Origin of the sequence: Bdellovibrio sp. KM01 (assembly GCF_013752535.1) — a bacterium.
In the GTDB taxonomy this organism is placed as follows: Bacteria; Bdellovibrionota; Bdellovibrionia; order Bdellovibrionales; family Bdellovibrionaceae; genus Bdellovibrio.
Genome location: NZ_CP058348.1, coordinates 438,753 through 457,452 on the forward strand (window position 1 = coordinate 438,753; position 18,700 = coordinate 457,452).

Consider the following 18,700-nt stretch of genomic DNA (forward strand, 5'->3'; position numbering starts at 1 on the left):
GGATCTTTTATGCGCGTTTTGTTGTTGGCATTCGTTATTTGTCTGGTTCAATGCACCTCTGTAAAAAACAAAGACGCTGATTCCGCACAAAGATCTGCAGCTTCTGCAAAAATGATTTTAGATAAAAGCGGTTACTTGTATGATCCGACCGATCGTTCCTGTGATGGTTATCCTCGTCTGATGGTGGAAACTATGCCGGGTACTTGTCTGGGAATGGTTTTGCCACGTGATCGTGCTATGGATCCGGCGACGAACAAAGGTTTTGTCAAACCGCGCACTATTTTGCAACTTCCAGGCACAGAACAGTTCTTGGTGGTCGACATGGGCGGCTGGGCTCCAAAAAATGGGCGTCTGTTTTTGTTAAAACCGGGTGCGGGTGGCAACTATGGACTGACTTTGATCAAAGCCGGTTTGGATAATCCCCATGGCTTAAGAATGGGACCGGATGGTTTCATTTACATCGGCGAGAAAAATCAGATTTCCAAATTCCATTTCGTGAATGGCAAGATCGCTGACTGGAGACTTGTCTTCGGTAACGTGCCTCGTAAAGAGGGCTATATGCATCCTCTTTCCCAATTCGCTTTTGATCCCAGAAATGGCGACATGTACATCAACTCCGGATCGCCGAGTGATCACTGCATCGTGCAGGGAACTGGTGAATACAAATACTGCTCAGAAGATCAAGCCCAAGGGAATGGTGCGATATATCGCATTCCCGCACATCTGCTGCAGAAACTTCCTCCTGAGGGAGTCGAGATATTTGAATATGCAGCAGCGGGTTTAAGAAACTCCATGGCAATGGTGGTATCCAATGCGGGATTCCTGGTGCAAGGTGAAAACAGCCGCGACTTTCCAGAACTTGAAGAACCGTATGAAGAAATGAATGTGATTGATTTGGAGAAGGGCAGAGTCGCGCATTACGGTTGGCCTTACTGCTATGATTTCCATGCGACTTCCCCGGAATGGGAATTTCCTGAAAATAAAAAACTTCCGATTCACAAACAATTCAGAAAGCCGGTTAACTGTGCGCAAGCCAGTGCCCAAGGGCCGGGCGAGTATCAACCTCCGTATATCTTAATGCCTCCGCATGTGGCGCCATTGCATATGGATTATTATCGCGGGAATATGTTCCGTGATTCTTTGGGTGGAAAGTTATTAGTGACGTGGCACGGTTATCAACCAAGTGGCCAGCGCCTGGTGGCCTATAATGTTGATGAAAAAGGTTTGCCAGTATTGGACGCCTCAACAGCGAAAGCTTCGTATCAGTTTAATCAACCGGGCGGTTGCCCGATTCCGAAACCATTCCAACCACGCGGGGGAATGGATCGTCATGCTTCCTATACAGAAGTAATTTCCAAATGGAATGAAGTGAAAGGCCAACGCCCCAAAGGTGCACCAGTTGCATTCACCGAAGCAAGTGATGGTTCTATCTGGATTGTGGAAGATCGTGAGAATCGCACGATCGTTCGTTTGGCTCGCACTCAGACGGCGAATTTCCGTGAAGCTTGTGATCGCTCTGTCATTACGTTTGATCCGCAAGTGCAAATGCTAGCCTGGAGATCCGCGGTTAAAGAAGATCCAAAATTGCTTGAAGGATATAAGGGCATTCAAAGTCAGCTGATTCAAAACTATTGCACGGGTTGCCACGGCAATCTGGAGGCCGATGATATTGCCAAAGATCGTTTCAGCAATCTTGATTTCCTGGTGAAGAATGGCTGGATCGCACCGCAGGATTTGGAACGCAGTAAAGCTTATGGTGCCATTGCACACCTAGAGGGATATACACCCATGCCTCCTGCTGATAAGCCGCAATTTTTCGGAACCGCAGAGGGGGACAAGTTAAACAAACTGGTTTCTCAATGGGTGAATGCTTTACCAAAAGACATTGATTCCAGTTATGCCAAATACACAGCAAAAGATAAGCGGAACATTCGTCTTCAGCCGTCGACTTCAGCAAAAGCTTGCGGTCAGTTAAATCCTGGAGATATCGTGTTCATCGATCCAAGATCCAGCCGAGGAATTTCACAAGATGGCTACAAATGGAGTCGAGTGTATTTGGTTCCGGCGCACAGCCGCCTGTTCAAGGACGCATGTCCTGCTCCTGAAGATGGCGTTTATTATATCGCGCAATAGCGCCTGCCCCTATTTAGCTCAGTAAGAAAGTATTTTCGATGATCAAGGCCCTAAAGCAACCGCAGTTACAACGTCTTTGGTTAGGGCAGGCATTTTCATCCATCGGTGACGAAATTTATCGTGTGGGTTTAACTTGGTTCGCCGTGAATCTGATGGGCTCCAATACGGGATACCTGGCTGCGGGGCAAACGGCATCGTTGATGTTGTTAAGTTTTATCGGCGGTAAATGGGCCGATCGTTGGAATCCTCAGCAGACGATGTATCGCGTGGATTTAGTCCGCATGGTCATTGTGCTGATTCCAGTGATGGTTTCATTTTTCACGGCTGTCCCACTTTCGCTTTTGATCGTGATGGCATTGATTCTTTCAGCACTCAGTGCATTTTTTGATCCGGCCACTCAAGCCACGATTCCTCTTCTCGCAAAAGACCTTGAGACTTTGCAGTCCACGAATGGTTTGATGGGCACGACGATTCGTGGTGCACGCATGGTGGGGCCTGCGGTTGTGGGATTGCTGGCAGCTGTCGTACCGATGATTCATTTCTTTACGATCGATGCGCTAACATTTTTTATTTCGGCTCTTTCCGTACGCTCGCTGAAAAAATACTTACCTGAACACGTACCTTCCCCCAAAGCGCGCACGGGCTTTGCGGAAGCAGTCATGAGTGGTTTTCGTTTAATTCAAGGTCAGTCGGGGATGTTGTATGTTTTTATTTCACGTGCGTTGACCGCCGGTGCATGGAATTTATCAATCATCGTGGGATTTGCTTTGTTGGTGCATCAGGTGTCGGGCGGTGATGCTCGCATGTTTGGTTTGGTGATGGCATCTTATGGCGTCGGCAATCTTACAGGTGCCTTGTATTTTGGAAATCGGTCCCGTGCGGGGCATCGTTTGTTGTTTTTAATGTATGGCGGTTACGTTCTGTGGGGATTGGGAATTGCTGCGGTTGGTTTTGCTCCAACAGTGGCCTGGATTGCCGTCGCCTCCATTTTCACTGGATTCATGGGGCCTTTAAATGATCTTGCTTTCATCGATTTGATGCAAAGAAAGTTTGCTGTCTCTGATCTCACCAAAGTGTTTCGACTGCGCATGGCTTTGGAGTCATTGGGTACATTGATTTTTACTTTGGCGTCTCCGTGGTTGATCCAAATGACTTCCATTCGCGCGGTGATGGTCGGGTGCGGACTTCTTTGGATAATCTGCGGGGGAGTGGGGTTGTTACTAAAACCTCTTCCTGCTTCGTCATCCACAAGTTCCTAAATCCTGAATTTTGACAAAGAAAAGTGCCTCTGTGATTTGCATAAGTTGAGGTAAATCATAAGGTTGATGCAAGCGGCTAGAGTAGTATCATTTAAATTGATCTTGCTCCGTTGAGCCTTTAAGTTGAGCTCGAATGATTACAGAAGGATTCTTTAACTTGGTCGATCTTAAGAAGCGCTCGGACATTCATTATGCTCGAAAAATTTGGCATATGACGGCAGTCTTTGCCATGTTCTTGGCGTACGTCTATCTTCCTAAGGAAGTATCGGGCACGTTGTTGGTTGTCGCTTGGCTTTTGTTCGTTCCCTTTGATTTTTTGCGCCACCGCTACGCAGTCTTAAATGACTTCGCAGTTCACGCCTTCAAACCCATCATGCGCCAAAGCGAAGTTAAAAAGCTCGCTGGAACAACGTTTTTGTTGTCAGGTGTTCTGATTGTTTACGCTATTTTTCCGCGTCCAATCGTTGCTTTAACATTGTTGTTCTTGGCTTTCGCGGATCCTATCGCCAGCTATTTCGGAATTCTATACGGTAAAGACAAAATTTTCGGTCATAAATCCATCCAAGGTTTCATGGCTGCATTCTTTGTTTGTGCCGCACTGACTTTGTCTTTCTTGTTATATCACAACTATCTAACGGATCGCGTGATCGTGGTAAGCTTGCTTGCCGGTCTTGTGGGCGCATTTGCAGAGTTGATTCCAATCGGAAAATTGGATGACAACCTGACGTTGCCGTTGATGAGTGCCGTTGGACTGTCTATCCTCTTTTATTTCTTTGGATTTTTCGCTTAAGTCGGCTAAAACCGATACATGGCAAACGATCATACAGCAAATTCGCATTTAGATACTGAAGAAGCACGCGCTCAGCGCTTGCACATGTACATTTATATCCTTCCAAATTTGATGACCACTGGAAATCTGTTCTCAGGTTTCTTTGCAGTTATTCAATCCATCAAAGGCAACTTTGAATGGGCAGCATACGCAATCGTCGTCGCAGCTGTGTTCGACCAATTAGATGGTCGTTTAGCACGTTTGACTCGCTCAACAAGTAAGTTCGGAGCGGAATATGATTCACTTTGTGATCTAGTCAGCTTCGGCATGGCACCAGGTGTGTTGTTGTTCTTGTGGGCATTGCAACCATTCGGTCGTTTAGGCTGGGTTGCATGTTTCCTTTTCGTGGCTTGTGGAGCTTTGCGCTTGGCTCGTTTTAACGTGCAAGCAAACGTGGTCGAGAAAAACTACTTCCAAGGTCTCCCAATTCCGATGGCTGCAGGTATCGTGGCTTCTTCTGTTTTGGCGATCAAAGACTTGGGCTTAGAACCATCTGGCAACTACGGTTTGTTGGTGATGGCGATTTTGCTGGCGTTGGTGATGGTTTCAAACTTCCGTTTCCGCAGCTTTAAAGATCTGGATTTGAAAGAGCGTCTGCCATTCCGCTATTTGATTTTGGGAGTCGGCGTTCTTGTTATCGTCGCACTTCGCCCTGAAGTGATGTTGTTTGTGCTGTTCATGGGTTACGCAGCTCTTGGTGCCGTTTTCGGTGTCTTCAGATTGGGTAAAAACATCCGTAAGATCAGACCATCAGTTTATGCACCGGCCGCGGTTCATGAAAGTGACTTAGTCGAAGAGCTTGAGGAAGAGGAAGAGATCAAGAAAGATGAAAAGAAAACTTAAAGTAGGCGTTGTTGGCGCGACCGGAATGGTCGGCCAGACGTTCATGACACTTCTTGCAGAGCGTGAGTTCCCGATTGCGGAACTTCGTCCTTTTGCTTCTGAAAACTCCCTGGGTAAAAAAATCGAATTGCAAGGTCAGCAGTGGCCTTGTCAGGTTTTAAAAGAAGGCTGTTTCGAGGGTCTTGATCTTGTTTTCTTTTCTTCTGGCGATGATATCTCTGCCGAGTGGGCACCGAAAGCTGTTAAAGCAGGTGCCTTTGCTGTAGATAACTCTGCTGCTTTCCGTATGGATCCAAACACTGTATTGATCGTTCCTGAAGTGAACGGTCATCTGTTGAACAAGGATTCAAAACCTCAAGTGATCGCAAATCCTAACTGCTCCACTATCCAATTGGTGGTTGCATTGAAACCTTTGTCAGAAAAATTCGGCTTGGATGAAGTGCGTGTCAGTACCTATCAAGCAGTAAGTGGCGCTGGCCAAGGTGGCTATGATGAGTTGATGGAGCAAACCTCCAAAGCAACTCAAGAAAAGCATGAACCAAAAACTTTCCCTCATACAATCTTGTTCAATTGCATCCCGCAAATTGGCTCCTTCAATGATGACGGTTTCTGCAGTGAAGAAGTCAAAATCATGAAAGAGACACGCAAGATTTTGGGACTGCCACAATTGAAAGTATCTGCTTTCACAGTTCGTATCCCCGCATTGAATGCCCACAGTGAATCAGTTTGGGTGACATTGAAAAAAGATACGACACGCGAAGCGATTACGGAGGCTTTGGCATCTCATGACGGCATCGTGGTTCAAGACGACCCGAAAAGAAGTGTTTACCCACTAGCCAGAGAAGTATCGGGTAAAGACCCTGTGTATGTTGGCCGTATCCACCGTGATCCTGAAGATTCCAAACTGTGGATGATGTGGGTGGTGTCTGACAATATCCGTAAGGGTGCCGCTTTAAACGGTATCCAAATAGCAGAACAATTGTTCTTCTAGTTCGCTCCGCTAAATCTAACGTATCCGATTGAACCGACGAAGGTCTGGATGGGCTGGTTACTTTGACTAACGGCTCGTCCAGTGGTTCGATAGAGATATGCGTCTGTTGAAGCTTTCCGCTTTATTTGCAACATCCTTGTTTGTGTCGTCGATGGCGATGGCGGCGTCGTTTACGTCAGTCACTATCGGTGGAGCTTCCTACTATGATTTGACGACAACCCCGTCCAAGCCTGTGATCTATGGTGGGTTTGCGGGGTCTTGTACTGGGGATGGAAATTCAACTTGCAACAGTTGTACGGGGTCTGGCTTGGCTCCTTGTAATCAAAACGCGGCTTATCCGAATTTGATTCTGACTCTGACCTTAACGGCGGATGTATCTCTTCCGACGAATGGAACGGTGACGGTAAAAATCGATGATAATTCTGTCAGTTTGAACACGGCTCCCTATATTTCCGGCAGTACGTTGACGGTAAAAATGTTGTGGTCGCAGATTTGTTTGAAATCTGCAAATGGCGTTCAAGACTGCTCTAATAATGTGGATTCGGATTTAGTGGTTACGATTACCGGCTCGGGAACCACGACGACGACGGTTTCAGCAACGATGCACATTATCACTTCTGCCGCGTCGACCGCAACTTATACGGATTGTCCTGTGGGTACAACGGGAGCAGCGAATACAGGTTTTTGCAATTTCACGGCGTTTCCGGGTGATTCGAAAATGTATACCGATCCTATCGTCTCTGAGGGGTATCCAACCAGTACGACAGGAATTGATTTCAGAGATTTGGTATTCTTTTACGAAGAACAAATTCCGGCGGATGGAAATGACCCGGCGACGACAGTGGGAAGAATTACGAATGCGTCCCCAACTTCCGTTATGCCAGTCTCGTCCACAACGTTTCCACCTGATGTCGATGATCGTTTAACGGGTCTAACAAATGGAAAAACTTATTGTGCTGTCATGGCGAATCGGGATCTTGCGGGAAATATTTATTACTTTACCCCAGTAGCCACGGTGGATCCCACGACTTTGTGTGCAACACCTGAACCAGTTGTGGGATTGCTTGATGATAAACATTGCTTCATCGCGACAGCGGCTTTTGGCAGTGACATGGCCCCTGAGGTTCAAAGTTTCCGCGAATTCAGAAATAAATATTTGATTCCATATTCCTGGGGTCAACAGTTCGTTAAGACGTACTATAAATACAGTCCAAAATACGCCGCAATGATTTCACAAAGTGAAACGGCTAAAATCGCCGTGCGCGGTATTTTGTGGCCGTTGTTATTCTTTGCTCGCTTAAGTGTCGCTTTGGGATTCTGGTTCGCGCTTGCAATCACAGTTTTCGGTTGCTTGACGATTTGGGGCTTGTACCGTCGCTTGATCTTGGGACAAAACGTACGAGGTGAACTATGAAATCGCTATGGTTGGTCTTAGTTGCCTTACTTGCTGTTTCGATTTTTCATACAGCAAACGCCCAAACAAAAGAGTCGGCCCCCAAAGAGCCACCTTTCGTTGAAGAAAGCGAATTCGATGCTCCACCAGCGGCTTCTGCAGATCCTTTGCAATCGGAAACCGACGATGCATTAAGCATTGAAAACGAAATCCTGCAAAGTGGTGGCGAGCCCCTTGCCACTCCTCCACCAGCTTCCAATACCGTTGATTTGAATAAAGATGTTCCTGAAGCGGGTTCCTCACTTCCAGATGATTTGATTTTGGAAGACGAAGCTCCAGCGATCGCAGCACCAAATAATGAAATTCCATCCAGTGAAGCGCCGATCGAAGAGCCCGTGAAGGTAAAGCCTGCCCCGGTCGTTTACAGTAATGAAGTGGTCCGTAAATCTCCGTCGGGCGGGGTTGAATACATTCATCATCCTCAAGCCGCAGTCGGTTTGATTCGCATCGAAAAGGACGGTACTTACATTTATAAAACGAAAGACAAAGGCGAAGTTAAATCGACGGGCTCTTTCCGTTTCGGGGCCATGGATGCTCCGATCATCAAAGCAGCGGACGGAGTTACAACGTTTGAAACCATGTATTCTGGTCCTTCAGTTCCTGTTTTGACTTTTGAATACGAATGGCAACCTTTGAAAATATCCCAGAACTTGAAAGTCCAAGCTGGTTTCAATCTGATGATGGCAAACGGTAATGGTCGCTTCGCTGAATCGAATCCGAACGGTGGAACGCCTCAAGCCGGGGACAAAGCTCGTGAGGAATATACTTTCGTAGCCATTCCGTTGAATCTGGGGCTTGCGTATCGTTTCCAATATATGGACCGCCAGGTCTTCGCACCTTACATCGCTGGCGGTGGATCTTACATTCCCGTAGTCGAGTATCGTGATGACGGTAAGAATACTAACATGGTTGGCACTCCTGCAGGTTTTGGCGGCGGTGGATTGCTTATCAATGTCGGAGCGATGGACCGCGAAACTGCATTTACTCTGAGATCTGAGTATGGTGTGACGAATTTGTGGGTCACATTAGACTATCGATATTTAAAATCTGTTAGTGAAGATGTCGATTTCTCTTCAAACGTGATCACCGCCGGCGTCTCCGTAGATTATTAAATCTTGGAGAAAATTCATGAGCAGGCTAAGCCACGTTGATCTTAATGTTTCTGATTACGCTAAAAGTATTCGTTTTTATGATTTGATTTTGCTGCCACTGGGGTGGAAGCGGGTTTCTTGTCGTACTGATTGTACGACTTACTCTGATGGAAATATGAAGATCTGCCTCGGTGAGACTGAGTCTAAATATAAGTCGGCCGGTTTCCATCGTAAAAAGACGGGGCTCCCGAGCATTAGACTAATACATTCGAAGATAACTTCGATCCTTACGCAAAATAAGTTCTAAGTTATATCCAATCTACGGTGGCACTTCGTTCGAAATTTGTCCTAACGGCCGTTTGTTGAACAGCGTGGATTAAAGTGCGGACGGCCGCACCTCCGCAGCGGAAGTAGAAATTGCATTGTTGTCATGGTTAGAGAATTTGCTCGTTAAGGGTTACTACAGCATTCGAATAAATGATCAGTGGCGGATTACATTTAAGTGGCAGCAAGACACTGCTTTGGAAGTTAGTATTGTCGACTATCACAAATAAGGAACGAGATGAAAAATAGAGTTTAAAAATCCATTTCATCCGGGTGAAGTTTTGTTGGAAGAGTTCCTGATTCCCATGGGAATTTCTCAGGCAGCCTTTGCGGATAAGCTTGGTTGGACGAAGGCGAAACTAAACGAGCTTATTAAGGGCAAGCGGGGAATCACAGCTGAGACGGCCTTGGATTTGGCCGATCAGCTCGGGACGAGTGCGAAGGTGTGGATGAATTGGCAATCCAGTTTTGATTTGGATAAGGCTCGCAAAGATCGCGCGGGATAATCCCTGAAAAAACTGCCCCGCACAGCGCCTCGAGTGAAGCAAAAGGTGCCTGGCACCTTTTTATGTGTTAAATCCTCGGCCGATGGAAAAGACCAAAGTTAAATTCACAGTCTCTTACGACGGCACAGGTTACTGTGGCTGGCAAAAACAGAAGCCCGAAGATCAGGTTTCTGTAGCGCAGGTGATTGAGAAAGCTTTGTCGCGCATCTTTAATGAACCGATTCATCTGTTCGCTTCGGGTCGCACAGATGCCGGGGTTCATGCCCTGAATCAGGTCTGCCACTTCACGACGACTCGAAAACTGGATCCTGCTAAGAAATGGGATCTGTGTTGGGCTCTTAATTCCCAGTTACCGCCGGGAATCGTGGTGAAAAAGGCTTGGATCGCTCCCGATGATTTTCACGCCACTCTTTCCGCAACTCATAAGACATATAGATATCTGATGCTAAATACCCCTCGCCCGAGCGCTCATATGAATCGCCATGCGGGGTGGGAGCGTCTGCCTATCAATATCGAGCATTTACAGGCTAGTTCTAAATTTCTTTTGGGAAATCAAGACTTTAAGAGCTTTCAATCGGTCGGAACTCCGGTCAAAGATACTATCCGCGAGATCTATCAGGCGGATTGGGAATGGCGTAAACCGGGGCTTTTGCAGTTCACGGTCACCGGCAGTGGCTTCTTGAAGCAGATGGTTCGCAACATCGTGGGTACCTCTTTGCTTTTAGAAAAGCAGGGGCTAAGTGCTGAGAATATGAAGGGAATTATCGATGCTAAGGATCGTGCTAAGGCCGGTCCTCCAGCTCCCGCTCAGGGCCTGTACCTCATGCGAGTTTATTATCCCAAGGACCTTGACAATAGGTGCCTAGAACTTTAAAACATCCCTTCCCGCAAACATAGTGTAAGAGCCCGTTGTTAAACTCAAACATCATATTTGCCGAATGGCCGGACGGTAAACCCGGGTATTCAAAAAGAAAACTGGAGACTCTCAAATGAAAACTTTCAATGCAAAAGCAGAAGAAGTTGAAAGAAAATGGTGGATCGTTGATGCCGCTGACCAAAAAGTTGGTCGTGTTGCAACTCGTATCGCTACTATTCTTCGTGGTAAAAACAAAGCTATCTACACTCCGAACGTAGACACTGGTGACTTCGTTATCGTGATCAACACGGACAAGATGGAACTTTCTGGAACTAAATGGGATGACAAAACGTACTACCGTCACAGCCGTTTCTTTGGTTCAATGAAAGAAATGACAGCAGCTCAAGCGAAAGTGAAAGATTCAACTTTCATCATTCACGAAGCTGTTCGCGGTATGCTTCCAACAAACAAGCTATCTCGTCATGTCATCATGAAAATGAAAACTTACACTGGCGCAGAGCACCCTCATGCAGCTCAAAAACCAGAACTTCTAACACTTCCAACTAAGAAGTAATTGGAGAGGATAGAATATGGCAGCAGCAGAAAAATTCTTTTATGCAACTGGAAGAAGAAAAACGTCATCAGCACGTGTTTTCTTGAAGCCTGGTAAAGGCACTATCACTATCAACGGTAAAAAATCTGAAGACTACCTTAGCCGTATGCAATCTCGCATGGTTATCGTACAGCCTTTGGATCTTTTGAACCAAATCGGTAAGTTCGACGCAAACATCACTGTAGCAGGTGGTGGTGAGTCTGGACAAGCTGGTGCGATCCGCTTGGGTATCACTCGTGCATTGATCGCTTTCAACCCAGAGTTCAAAGGAACTCTTAAGAAAGCTGGATTCATCACTCGTGACCCTCGTATGGTTGAGCGTAAAAAATACGGTAAAGCCGGCGCTCGTCGTAGATTCCAATACTCTAAACGTTAAAATTTGGAGTGTCCGAATCTGGACCAGAATCAAAAAGGGAGCCTTTGGCTCCCTTTTTTTATTTGTTTAATGATGACCCTGTAATTGGGGTGCTCTTTAAATTAATGGTAATTTCATTCTCGCAGCTGAGGACTTATGAAGTTATCAAAATATCTTTTCGCACTCATCGCCATTTCGATTTTCCACTCCATCGCTCAAGCCTCCCCCGTGAATGACACAGGAACAGGTATTGTTGCGCGAGCAGGAGACTGTGGAACTTTGAATGTTCAAGATGCTTACTTCACCTGGTTCGGTTTTCATGGATCTTTAGGGAAGGCCTTGATCATTAAGGCGCAAATTCGCAATGATGCTTTTGAAAAGATCGTGCGTATAACTCACAGTCGCGGCTCGGTTGAGGTGGCTGAAAATTCACCCTCAGCACGCCGTCTACGTATCGAGTATCAAGGTCAAATTGGGAATATGGATCAAGTTGAGTTGACCGATCGAACGATCGGTATGGAGCTGTCAGGACTTTATATAATGTCTGTGACGATGGCTGGAGTGACTTCGGAATGTGTCTTTCAAGTGGATCGTAAGATAGCAGAGCTCAGATAAAAAAAGGCGGAAGAATCCGCCTTTTTTGTTTTCTATTTTAGTTTTTCCCACAAGTAAGTGGTTTTCAAAGACTCCCACAAAATGCTTTGTTCGATGTTTGCATTTCCTGCGTGACCGCCTTCGGTATTTTCATAGTAATAAACTGGATGCTTTTGTTCTTTCATGCGGGCTACGAATTTACGAGCATGCCCTGGGTGAACACGATCGTCTTTTGTACTCGTCATTACGAAGACCTCTGGATACTTCGCTGTCGGACTTAATTTCTGATAGGGGGAGTATTTCAAAATCGCTTTGCGCATTTCTGGATCGTCGGGATTACCGTACTCATCCATCCAACTCGCTCCCGCCAGCAACTTGTGATAGCGAAGCATATCCAGTAACGGAACGCCGATCACGGCCGCTTTATAAAGATCAGGACGAAGAGTCACAGTCGCACCAACTAACAAACCACCATTAGATCCACCGGAAATTGCCAGATGTTCTGGCGACGTAAATCCACGCGCAATCAAATCTTCGGAAATAGCGACATTGTCTTCGTAAACTTTATAGCGGTTTTCTTTTAAGACAGCTTGATGCCATTTCGGACCGAACTCTCCGCCACCACGCAAGTTAGTCAGAACGTATACGCCCCCTTTTTCTGCCCACACTTTTCCGAAAGCACCTAGATAAGAAGGAGTCATTGATTGCTGAAACCCTCCGTACCCATACTGCAAAGTGGGATGGCTTCCATCCAGCTTCAGATTTTTTTTGTGAACCACAAAGTAAGGAATCTTAGTTCCATCTTTACTGGTGGCTTCAAAGCGAGATGTCGTCAGAGACGAAGAATCAAAACGCTTCGCTGCTTGTTTTAGCAAAGTGAACTTATTCTTCGGATCAGAAGCATTCGCCATATAGTACGAAGTTGGTGTTAAGAAATCCGTGTAGGTCGCCAGATAAATGTCGGAGTCGTCGTCACCGTCATAGCAGGAAGCCATACCATTGCTGCCCAGTGCGATGGGTTCTGATTTCCAAGTATTTGGAGGAGTGAATGTGACCTTTTCCATCTGCGTAAGAACGTTGTTGGAAACCACCATGATCATATGGTTTTTGATATTGCATCCTCCCTCGATGAATCGCTTGTCCGTCGGTGCGAAAACGACTTGCGCCTGGCTTATCGCTTTTTCACCCAAATCCAGATTACCCAGAGGAATCGCAAGCAACGTACCTGCTTTCATATCCTTATAGTCAGAGCGAAGTTCGATCAAAAGATTGCCTTTGAACAAGCTCCAGCTTTCAGCATCATCTGGTTTTGGAACCAGCACGGCTTTTCCAGATTTGTCGTGGTACCACAATTTAGTGGAGTAAAAGCCTTTGCGAATCTGATGGAAGTAAAATGGTTTGCCTTCGTCATACAAAGTGTAAGCATAAGCGGACATGTCAGTCGTGTTTGCTTCTGCCAGAGTCTCAGCAGATGTCAGGGGAGTTCCGCGTTTCCAAGTTTTCACGATGCGTGGATAACCTGAAGTCGTCATCGATCCTGGGCCCCAGTCAGTCCCGACAAACAGGGTGTCTTGATCTTTCCAGGAAGCATTTGTTTTTGATTCAGGAATAAAGAATCCGTCTTTCACAAATGATTTAGTCTTTAGATCGAATTCACGAACGACCACAGCATCTTTCCCGCCGCGGGAAAGGTGAAGCAAGACGCGATCATAACCCGGGCGACGGAAGCTTGCGCCTTTCCATACCCAGTTTTCATTTTCAGCTTTAGAAACTGCGTCCAGATCTAAAATTACATCCCATTTTGGATTTGCAGTTTGATAACTGGCTACGGATGTTTTTCTCCAAACACCGCGCAAGTTTTTTTCGTCCTGCCAGAAATTGTAAAGCTCACCATTGGTCAACGTGACGGCAGGAACACGGTCTTTGGCAAAAAAGATTTTGCGATAATCCGCTTCGATATTTTTAAAATCGGGGTTGGATTTGAAGTGCTTGATTGTCACATCATTTTCGGCTTTTGCGAAGTCAAGGGCCTTGGTGCCTTCAACTTCCTCTAACCAAAGATACGGATCTTGTTCTGATTGTGACATGGATTTTAACTCCTTTTGAAAAGAGGAGCTTTTGCAGCCAGCAAGCAGAAGGGTCGCCAGCAAGAGTTTCGATACCGGGAATGATTTCATATGAGCTCCGATGTTGACCTAGAAATTAAAGATCAAACCGGAGCGACTGACAAGGATTACAGGATTATGCTGCGGATTTTTCGTCTTCCCAGCTGGCTTTTTTGCGGCCTTGGAGCATTAGGTTGAGTTCATCAGTTGCTGCACTTAGAGATTCCGCTTCCCCGAGCAATATACTTGAGGATTGGGAGAGATCTTCAGCAACAGCCGCGTTTGTCTGAGTTGTTTTGTCGATTTCGCTCATTGCTTGGCTTAATTGTTTGATGCCGAGAGCTTGCTGTTGGCAGGCTTCGGAGATCTCGCCATTCAGTGCAGACACTTTTTCGATTGAGCTGATAATTTTTGTCAGGGCAGCACCAGAATTATCTGCTACTTTTGTTCCGCGTTCGGCTTGGCCGACGCTTTCTTTGATAAGACCGCTGATCTCTTTTGCAGAGTTTGCTGATCTTTGTGCTAAAGTTCTTACGGCGTCAGCAACGACCGCAAAACCTTTACCCTGTTCGCCAGCGCGCGCGGCTTCCACGGCGGCATTTAATGCCAATAAATTTGTTTGGAAAGCGATATCATCGATAACGGAAATGATCTCTTCGATTTTTTTGGAACCTGAATAGATTTCTTTCATATAAGTGATCAGGCGTTCAATTTCCTGGCCACCTTCCGTCGCAGCTTTCGTGCTTTGAGTGGAAAGTTCCGCAGCTGTCGCAGCACCTTCGGCATTTCGTTGGATCATGCTGGACATTTCTTCCAGTGAAGCCACAGTTTCTTCAATAGAGGCGGCTTGTGTCGTGGAAGATTGTGACAGTTTAACGTTGGATTCAGAAATGCTTTGTGATTTGGAAGTTGTTTCGACCACAGAGTGGTGAACACGTTCCACAACTGATTTAAGTGCGGTGACCAGACGTTTTTGGAACAAGAATCCCAGACCCACAACAGAAATAACCAGAGTGCAAATCATGCTCAGCAACAGTTTCTTTTTGTTCATGCTGTCTTTTTCTGCGTCAGCAAGAAGAGTGGCTGTGAGTTTGTCTGTTTCGGTCGCCGCTTTATCCAACTTATCGAAAATTTTCTCGGCAATTGGATTTAGGTTATTCAGAATTTTATTGGCAGAATTTGGCAAGTCGTTTTTCGCCAAAGAGCCCTGGATATCCTTCCAGGATGCTTCATATTTTGACAGATCTTCATCGATCGATTTGCAATTTTCTCCACATTTTTCACGAAGTGATTTCAATTCTTTGATAAAACCACCCACAAGTTCCACGCGGATATCCCGCGAGTCTTTATCAGTATCGGCTGCGAGTGGCAAGATGTTGGAGTGCACCAGGGCCATTGATTTAATGAGCTTGTTTTGTATAGACAAAGAGGAGATTCCGAATTCACTCGCTTTTCCTAAAGCATTCAAAGCCTGTTGGCTGGTATAGAAAAAAGCGCATCCTACTATAAGGACAAAAGATGCTGACGCGAAAACGTACAATAACAAAGATTTACCGATGCCAATTTTCTTGAACACTTCAGACTCCTTAGAGGCGTTTACTCATATATAAATCGGAGTCATAACTAAAATACTTGACCGAATATTTACCACATTTGCTATCTCCACCCCCCTCCTTTCATCACTTTCGTCCAGTAAACTTGATGATTTTATGGAAGAAGGTCCAGAGTGATTCATACCAAAGTCCTGCTTTTCTCCTTGACCTTCGTCAAACTCTGTCAAGTTCCGTTGACCGCATTGTGAGAGAGTTTCAGGCTGAACTTGTTGATTAGAACACCTAATTGGAGGATGTATGTCGAAATGGGTCGTGTCGACTCTCGCACTAGTATCATTCCTTTCTGGCCACCACGCGATGGCAGAAGGAAAAGTAGAACAAGTTCAAAACGCAGTAAAAAAAGCCTGCAGTAAAGACCTGGCAAATGATGAAGCTCTCAGACAAGTTAAGAATCTGTTCTTGTCCTGTGTTCCAGGTGACAAAGTGGACGTGGATGGTTGCAAAGTTCCGTGTCTGAAAGAAAACTCTGGCGCCGTTGTCGGTCAATAATCATCTCAAGGAAAAACATCATGAAAAACAATTTCAAAAAAATTTCGGCAGCATTCATTGCGGGTATGTTGATGGTTCCAACAGCTCAAGCGGCGACTCTTGAAGAGCGCGTAGCAGAGTTGGAAGCAAATCAATCCCTTAACATTTTCAGTTTCAGCGGTACTTTCAATACTCGTTTTGATGACATTCTTTCTGCAAAACAAACTCAGCCTGCAACTGTGTTGGGGCAGCCTGCTACATTTGACACTAAAGATTTGACGTATCTTCGTATGAAGTTCCAGTTCAATATCGACGCTAACGTTTCTAAGAACGTGAAATTCTATTCTCGTTTGACGACAAGTAAGCACTTCAATACTTTCTATCAACAATCTTATGCAGCTCCTGCGGTGGGTGCTGATCTGGGATCTTCAAATGACTACTCAAGCACTAATGTGGTTCTTGAGAAAGCCTATGTTGATATGACAATGCCAGATACAGGTTTGACATTCTTTATCGGCCGTCTTCCAACAGTAGATGGTCAGCCACAAAACTATAAAGACGGCCGTGCTCGCATGGGTACTTACCCGATGTTGTCTTACGATTCCGTCCTGGATGGTATGGGTCTTTCTTATAAATTGGATCAGTACATGCCTCAGGGACACCAATTGGCCTTGCGTGCATTGTACACTCCATTTGCTCAGTATTATGCAGGTACGTCAGGTGGATATTACACTCAACCTTCTAAACAAGCAGGTGGTAGCCTTCCAACATCTCAAGCTGGTTACGGTTTAATGGTTGATTACGGTTTGAATGATATGAGCTGGGCTGACAACATGGGCTTGGTTCTTTTGAACTTCCAGACTGCTGATTTGTATTATCCGGCGCCATCGTCTGCCGGTTCGTCGAGCAGTTTGACTCTAGCGGTTGGTGGTACAACTCTAGCTTGGGAATTGAATGGCATTGCAAAAACGGGTTGGGATCTTTCAGCTTCTTACCTTGCAAGCTCATTGAAATCTAACGGCAGATACATTTCTTCAACTCCAGGAACTGGTTTCGGTACAAGCAAAGATGAAGACACTTCAACGGGTGGAGTGATGTTGCTATCGACTCGTTATAGACTGGGTTCATGGATTATTGGTGGTGAGTGGGTGAATGGTTCTGAAAACTCATTCTACTATGCAACTGCGGCTGAAGATTTGACTCAGTTCTATAGTACGCATGGTAACGGTTACCATTTGTATTTCACTAAAAAGTTCGGTCAAAACATTGCGGCTCGTGTTGGTTATATGTTGCAAGACTACGATTACACACCGACAAGCGTTGGTGCGGTGGTTGAGTCTGATCGCAAAATCGAGACAGCATACGCAAATCTTCGTCTAGATTTCTAATCAAATCAGTTTCAATTTCCTGATTTGATGAAGGCTCCGGCTCAGGCTGGGGCCTTTTTATTTGTTGAAAACAGAAATAAAAAAAGGGAGCGCAGTGGCTCCCTTTTTCATTCTTAATTTCTTTACTAATTACTTAGTGCAAGAAACTGGATAGATGTTGCCGTTAGCAGCCATGAAACCAGAGAATGAAGCACCTTTGTTGTCAGAAGAAACGCCGAAGAAACCAGTGTTTCTGATAACGCCGTCTTCAGTTTGAGCAGACTTTTCAGTCAATGCCAACATTTGTAGGTAACCTTGTTTCAGTTGGTTAGCTACAGTGCCTTTATCCAATTGAGCAAAGAAAGTTGAAGAACCCGTTTTTTCCGAAACTTCCATAGTCAGGAAATCAACAGAAGTGTCGTCGCCCAAAGTTACGTTGATAGTTGCTGCTTTACCTTTAGAAGGTGCAGAGCATTTCAAAACAGTTGAGTCAGCGAAAGCAGTAGAACCAGCAAGTATAAGAGCTGCTGCGATAAGTTTTTTCATGGGATGTCTCCTTAGTTGTTAATTCGAATTTGTTGACCTGATCGAGGCTATTTCACGGCCCTTGGTCTAGCAATGCAAATGCATTGCGCAATATATGCGATTTGGAGTGCCCTATTGTGAGAACACAAGGAATTTCGCCGTACCAAGGTCAAGTTTCTTACAACGCTTACCGATGAGTCATGAACGGGGGATTGTGATGAATAGAGGCTGGTTGGTTATTCTTGCCGGGTGTCTCATATTGGGATTTCAAAACTGCAGTCAGACGAATCTTTCTGCGTCTGATTTTCCCAGCACCAGTTCGCACATCGTAACTCCGTCCGTTGGTAGCGGTTCTGATGCCGACGAATCACAAAAAATTTCTGCACTAGAAATTCCCGTTAGCGGCGGAGTGCTTTCTATCGATGCTTCGACAGGACGAATTTCACTCGTTGGTCAAAATCAACAAGTGCTCGAAGAATCCTGTCTGCCAGCCGCGGAAATCGCAGAGTTACAAAGTTATTTAAAATCCAGCAACATCTGCGGAAAATCCGTTGATGCTTCTTTGCAGTGCGCACAAGTTTACTCGCCAGGTTACGCAAGCTTGATCATCGGTGATCAAAAAATGAATTTAGGTGAGAGCTATGATTCCTGCGGCAGAGGCTTCAAAGACATCTGTGGCGATCAAGCGCAGTCTTTCCGTGGTCTCGTGGCCTACATCCAAAAAAACTTCCACGGCCTACTCTGCGAATAGGTACGGACACACTTTCTCCATATC

The 18,700-nt window shown here is 45.6% G+C and carries 19 protein-coding genes; 16 read left to right on the plus strand and 3 right to left on the minus strand.

Going from position 1 to position 18,700, the window contains the following annotated elements; all coding sequences use genetic code 11:
• Positions 1 to 9 precede the first annotated feature (9 nt).
• The 13 genes from HW988_RS02250 to HW988_RS02310 all read left to right on the plus strand — a co-directional run bounded on the left by HW988_RS02250 (position 10) and on the right by HW988_RS02310 (position 11,868).
• Positions 10 to 2,133: a sorbosone dehydrogenase family protein gene (locus HW988_RS02250; protein WP_181606047.1), complete on the plus strand. Its 2,124-nt coding sequence runs from the start codon at positions 10 to 12 to the stop codon at positions 2,131 to 2,133.
• Positions 2,134 to 2,171: 38 nt separating this feature from the next.
• Positions 2,172 to 3,392: an MFS transporter gene (locus HW988_RS02255; protein WP_181606048.1), complete on the plus strand. Its 1,221-nt coding sequence runs from the start codon at positions 2,172 to 2,174 to the stop codon at positions 3,390 to 3,392.
• 133 nt (positions 3,393 to 3,525) lie between these two features.
• The gene (locus HW988_RS02260) at positions 3,526 to 4,182 is read left to right on the plus strand and encodes a diacylglycerol/polyprenol kinase family protein (RefSeq protein WP_181606049.1); all 657 of its coding nucleotides are present in this window, start codon (positions 3,526 to 3,528) and stop codon (positions 4,180 to 4,182) included.
• Between the two features lie 18 nt (positions 4,183 to 4,200).
• Complete coding sequence (gene pssA, locus HW988_RS02265; RefSeq protein ID WP_181606050.1) at positions 4,201 to 5,064, plus strand: CDP-diacylglycerol--serine O-phosphatidyltransferase; 864 nt, start codon at positions 4,201 to 4,203, stop codon at positions 5,062 to 5,064.
• Positions 5,048 to 6,055 carry an aspartate-semialdehyde dehydrogenase gene (locus HW988_RS02270; RefSeq protein WP_181606051.1) on the plus strand — a complete coding sequence of 336 codons (1,008 nt, stop codon included), beginning with the start codon at positions 5,048 to 5,050 and terminating at the stop codon, positions 6,053 to 6,055. The genes pssA and HW988_RS02270 overlap by 17 nt, the downstream gene beginning before the upstream one ends.
• 97 nt (positions 6,056 to 6,152) lie before the next feature.
• Positions 6,153 to 7,469: a CFI-box-CTERM domain-containing protein gene (locus tag HW988_RS02275; RefSeq protein ID WP_181606052.1), complete on the plus strand. Its 1,317-nt coding sequence runs from the start codon at positions 6,153 to 6,155 to the stop codon at positions 7,467 to 7,469.
• Positions 7,466 to 8,620, plus strand: a complete 1,155-nt coding sequence (locus HW988_RS02280; RefSeq protein ID WP_181606053.1) for a hypothetical protein — start codon at positions 7,466 to 7,468, stop codon at positions 8,618 to 8,620. Before HW988_RS02275 ends, HW988_RS02280 begins: the two co-directional genes overlap by 4 nt.
• Positions 8,621 to 9,015: 395 nt before the next feature.
• The gene (locus tag HW988_RS19240) at positions 9,016 to 9,153 is read left to right on the plus strand and encodes a type II toxin-antitoxin system RelE/ParE family toxin (protein WP_181607539.1); all 138 of its coding nucleotides are present in this window, start codon (positions 9,016 to 9,018) and stop codon (positions 9,151 to 9,153) included.
• A gap of 15 nt (positions 9,154 to 9,168) precedes the next feature.
• Positions 9,169 to 9,429, plus strand: a complete 261-nt coding sequence (locus tag HW988_RS02290) for a HigA family addiction module antitoxin (RefSeq protein ID WP_181607540.1) — start codon at positions 9,169 to 9,171, stop codon at positions 9,427 to 9,429.
• Between the two features lie 82 nt (positions 9,430 to 9,511).
• Positions 9,512 to 10,303, plus strand: coding sequence for a tRNA pseudouridine(38-40) synthase TruA (truA, locus tag HW988_RS02295; protein WP_181606054.1), 792 nt, complete (start codon positions 9,512 to 9,514; stop codon positions 10,301 to 10,303).
• Positions 10,304 to 10,418: 115 nt separating this feature from the next.
• Complete coding sequence (rplM, locus tag HW988_RS02300; RefSeq protein WP_142698818.1) at positions 10,419 to 10,859, plus strand: 50S ribosomal protein L13; 441 nt, start codon at positions 10,419 to 10,421, stop codon at positions 10,857 to 10,859.
• 16 nt (positions 10,860 to 10,875) lie between these two features.
• Positions 10,876 to 11,274: a 30S ribosomal protein S9 gene (gene rpsI, locus HW988_RS02305; RefSeq protein WP_142698819.1), complete on the plus strand. Its 399-nt coding sequence runs from the start codon at positions 10,876 to 10,878 to the stop codon at positions 11,272 to 11,274.
• Between the two features lie 135 nt (positions 11,275 to 11,409).
• A complete protein-coding gene (locus HW988_RS02310) occupies positions 11,410 to 11,868 on the plus strand; it encodes a hypothetical protein (RefSeq protein ID WP_181606055.1) in 459 nt (152 codons plus the stop codon).
• Positions 11,869 to 11,900: 32 nt separating this feature from the next.
• Here the strand turns inward: HW988_RS02310 and HW988_RS02315 are convergent, their stop codons facing one another.
• Together HW988_RS02315 and HW988_RS02320 are read right to left on the minus strand one after the other, a co-directional pair.
• Entirely contained in the window at positions 11,901 to 13,934 is a 2,034-nt protein-coding gene (locus HW988_RS02315) for a prolyl oligopeptidase family protein (protein ID WP_255490166.1), read from the minus strand.
• Between the two features lie 154 nt (positions 13,935 to 14,088).
• A complete protein-coding gene (locus tag HW988_RS02320) occupies positions 14,089 to 15,528 on the minus strand; it encodes a methyl-accepting chemotaxis protein (RefSeq protein ID WP_255490167.1) in 1,440 nt (479 codons plus the stop codon).
• Positions 15,529 to 15,802: 274 nt separating this feature from the next.
• Here HW988_RS02320 and HW988_RS02325 point away from each other — a divergent pair, with 274 nt between their 5' ends.
• Both HW988_RS02325 and HW988_RS02330 read left to right on the plus strand, forming a co-directional pair.
• Positions 15,803 to 16,054: a hypothetical protein gene (locus HW988_RS02325; protein ID WP_181606057.1), complete on the plus strand. Its 252-nt coding sequence runs from the start codon at positions 15,803 to 15,805 to the stop codon at positions 16,052 to 16,054.
• 20 nt (positions 16,055 to 16,074) lie between these two features.
• Positions 16,075 to 17,421 (plus strand): DUF3373 family protein, encoded by a 1,347-nt coding sequence (locus HW988_RS02330; RefSeq protein ID WP_181606058.1) that lies wholly within the window; start codon positions 16,075 to 16,077, stop codon positions 17,419 to 17,421.
• A 129-nt stretch (positions 17,422 to 17,550) separates the two neighbouring features.
• On the opposite strand, the gene HW988_RS02335 is transcribed toward HW988_RS02330, so the two are convergent.
• Complete coding sequence (locus HW988_RS02335) at positions 17,551 to 17,946, minus strand: hypothetical protein (protein WP_181606059.1); 396 nt, start codon at positions 17,944 to 17,946, stop codon at positions 17,551 to 17,553.
• 196 nt (positions 17,947 to 18,142) lie between these two features.
• On the opposite strand from HW988_RS02335, the gene HW988_RS02340 reads away from it, so the two are divergent.
• Positions 18,143 to 18,676: a hypothetical protein gene (locus HW988_RS02340; protein WP_181606060.1), complete on the plus strand. Its 534-nt coding sequence runs from the start codon at positions 18,143 to 18,145 to the stop codon at positions 18,674 to 18,676.
• Positions 18,677 to 18,700 lie beyond the last annotated feature (24 nt).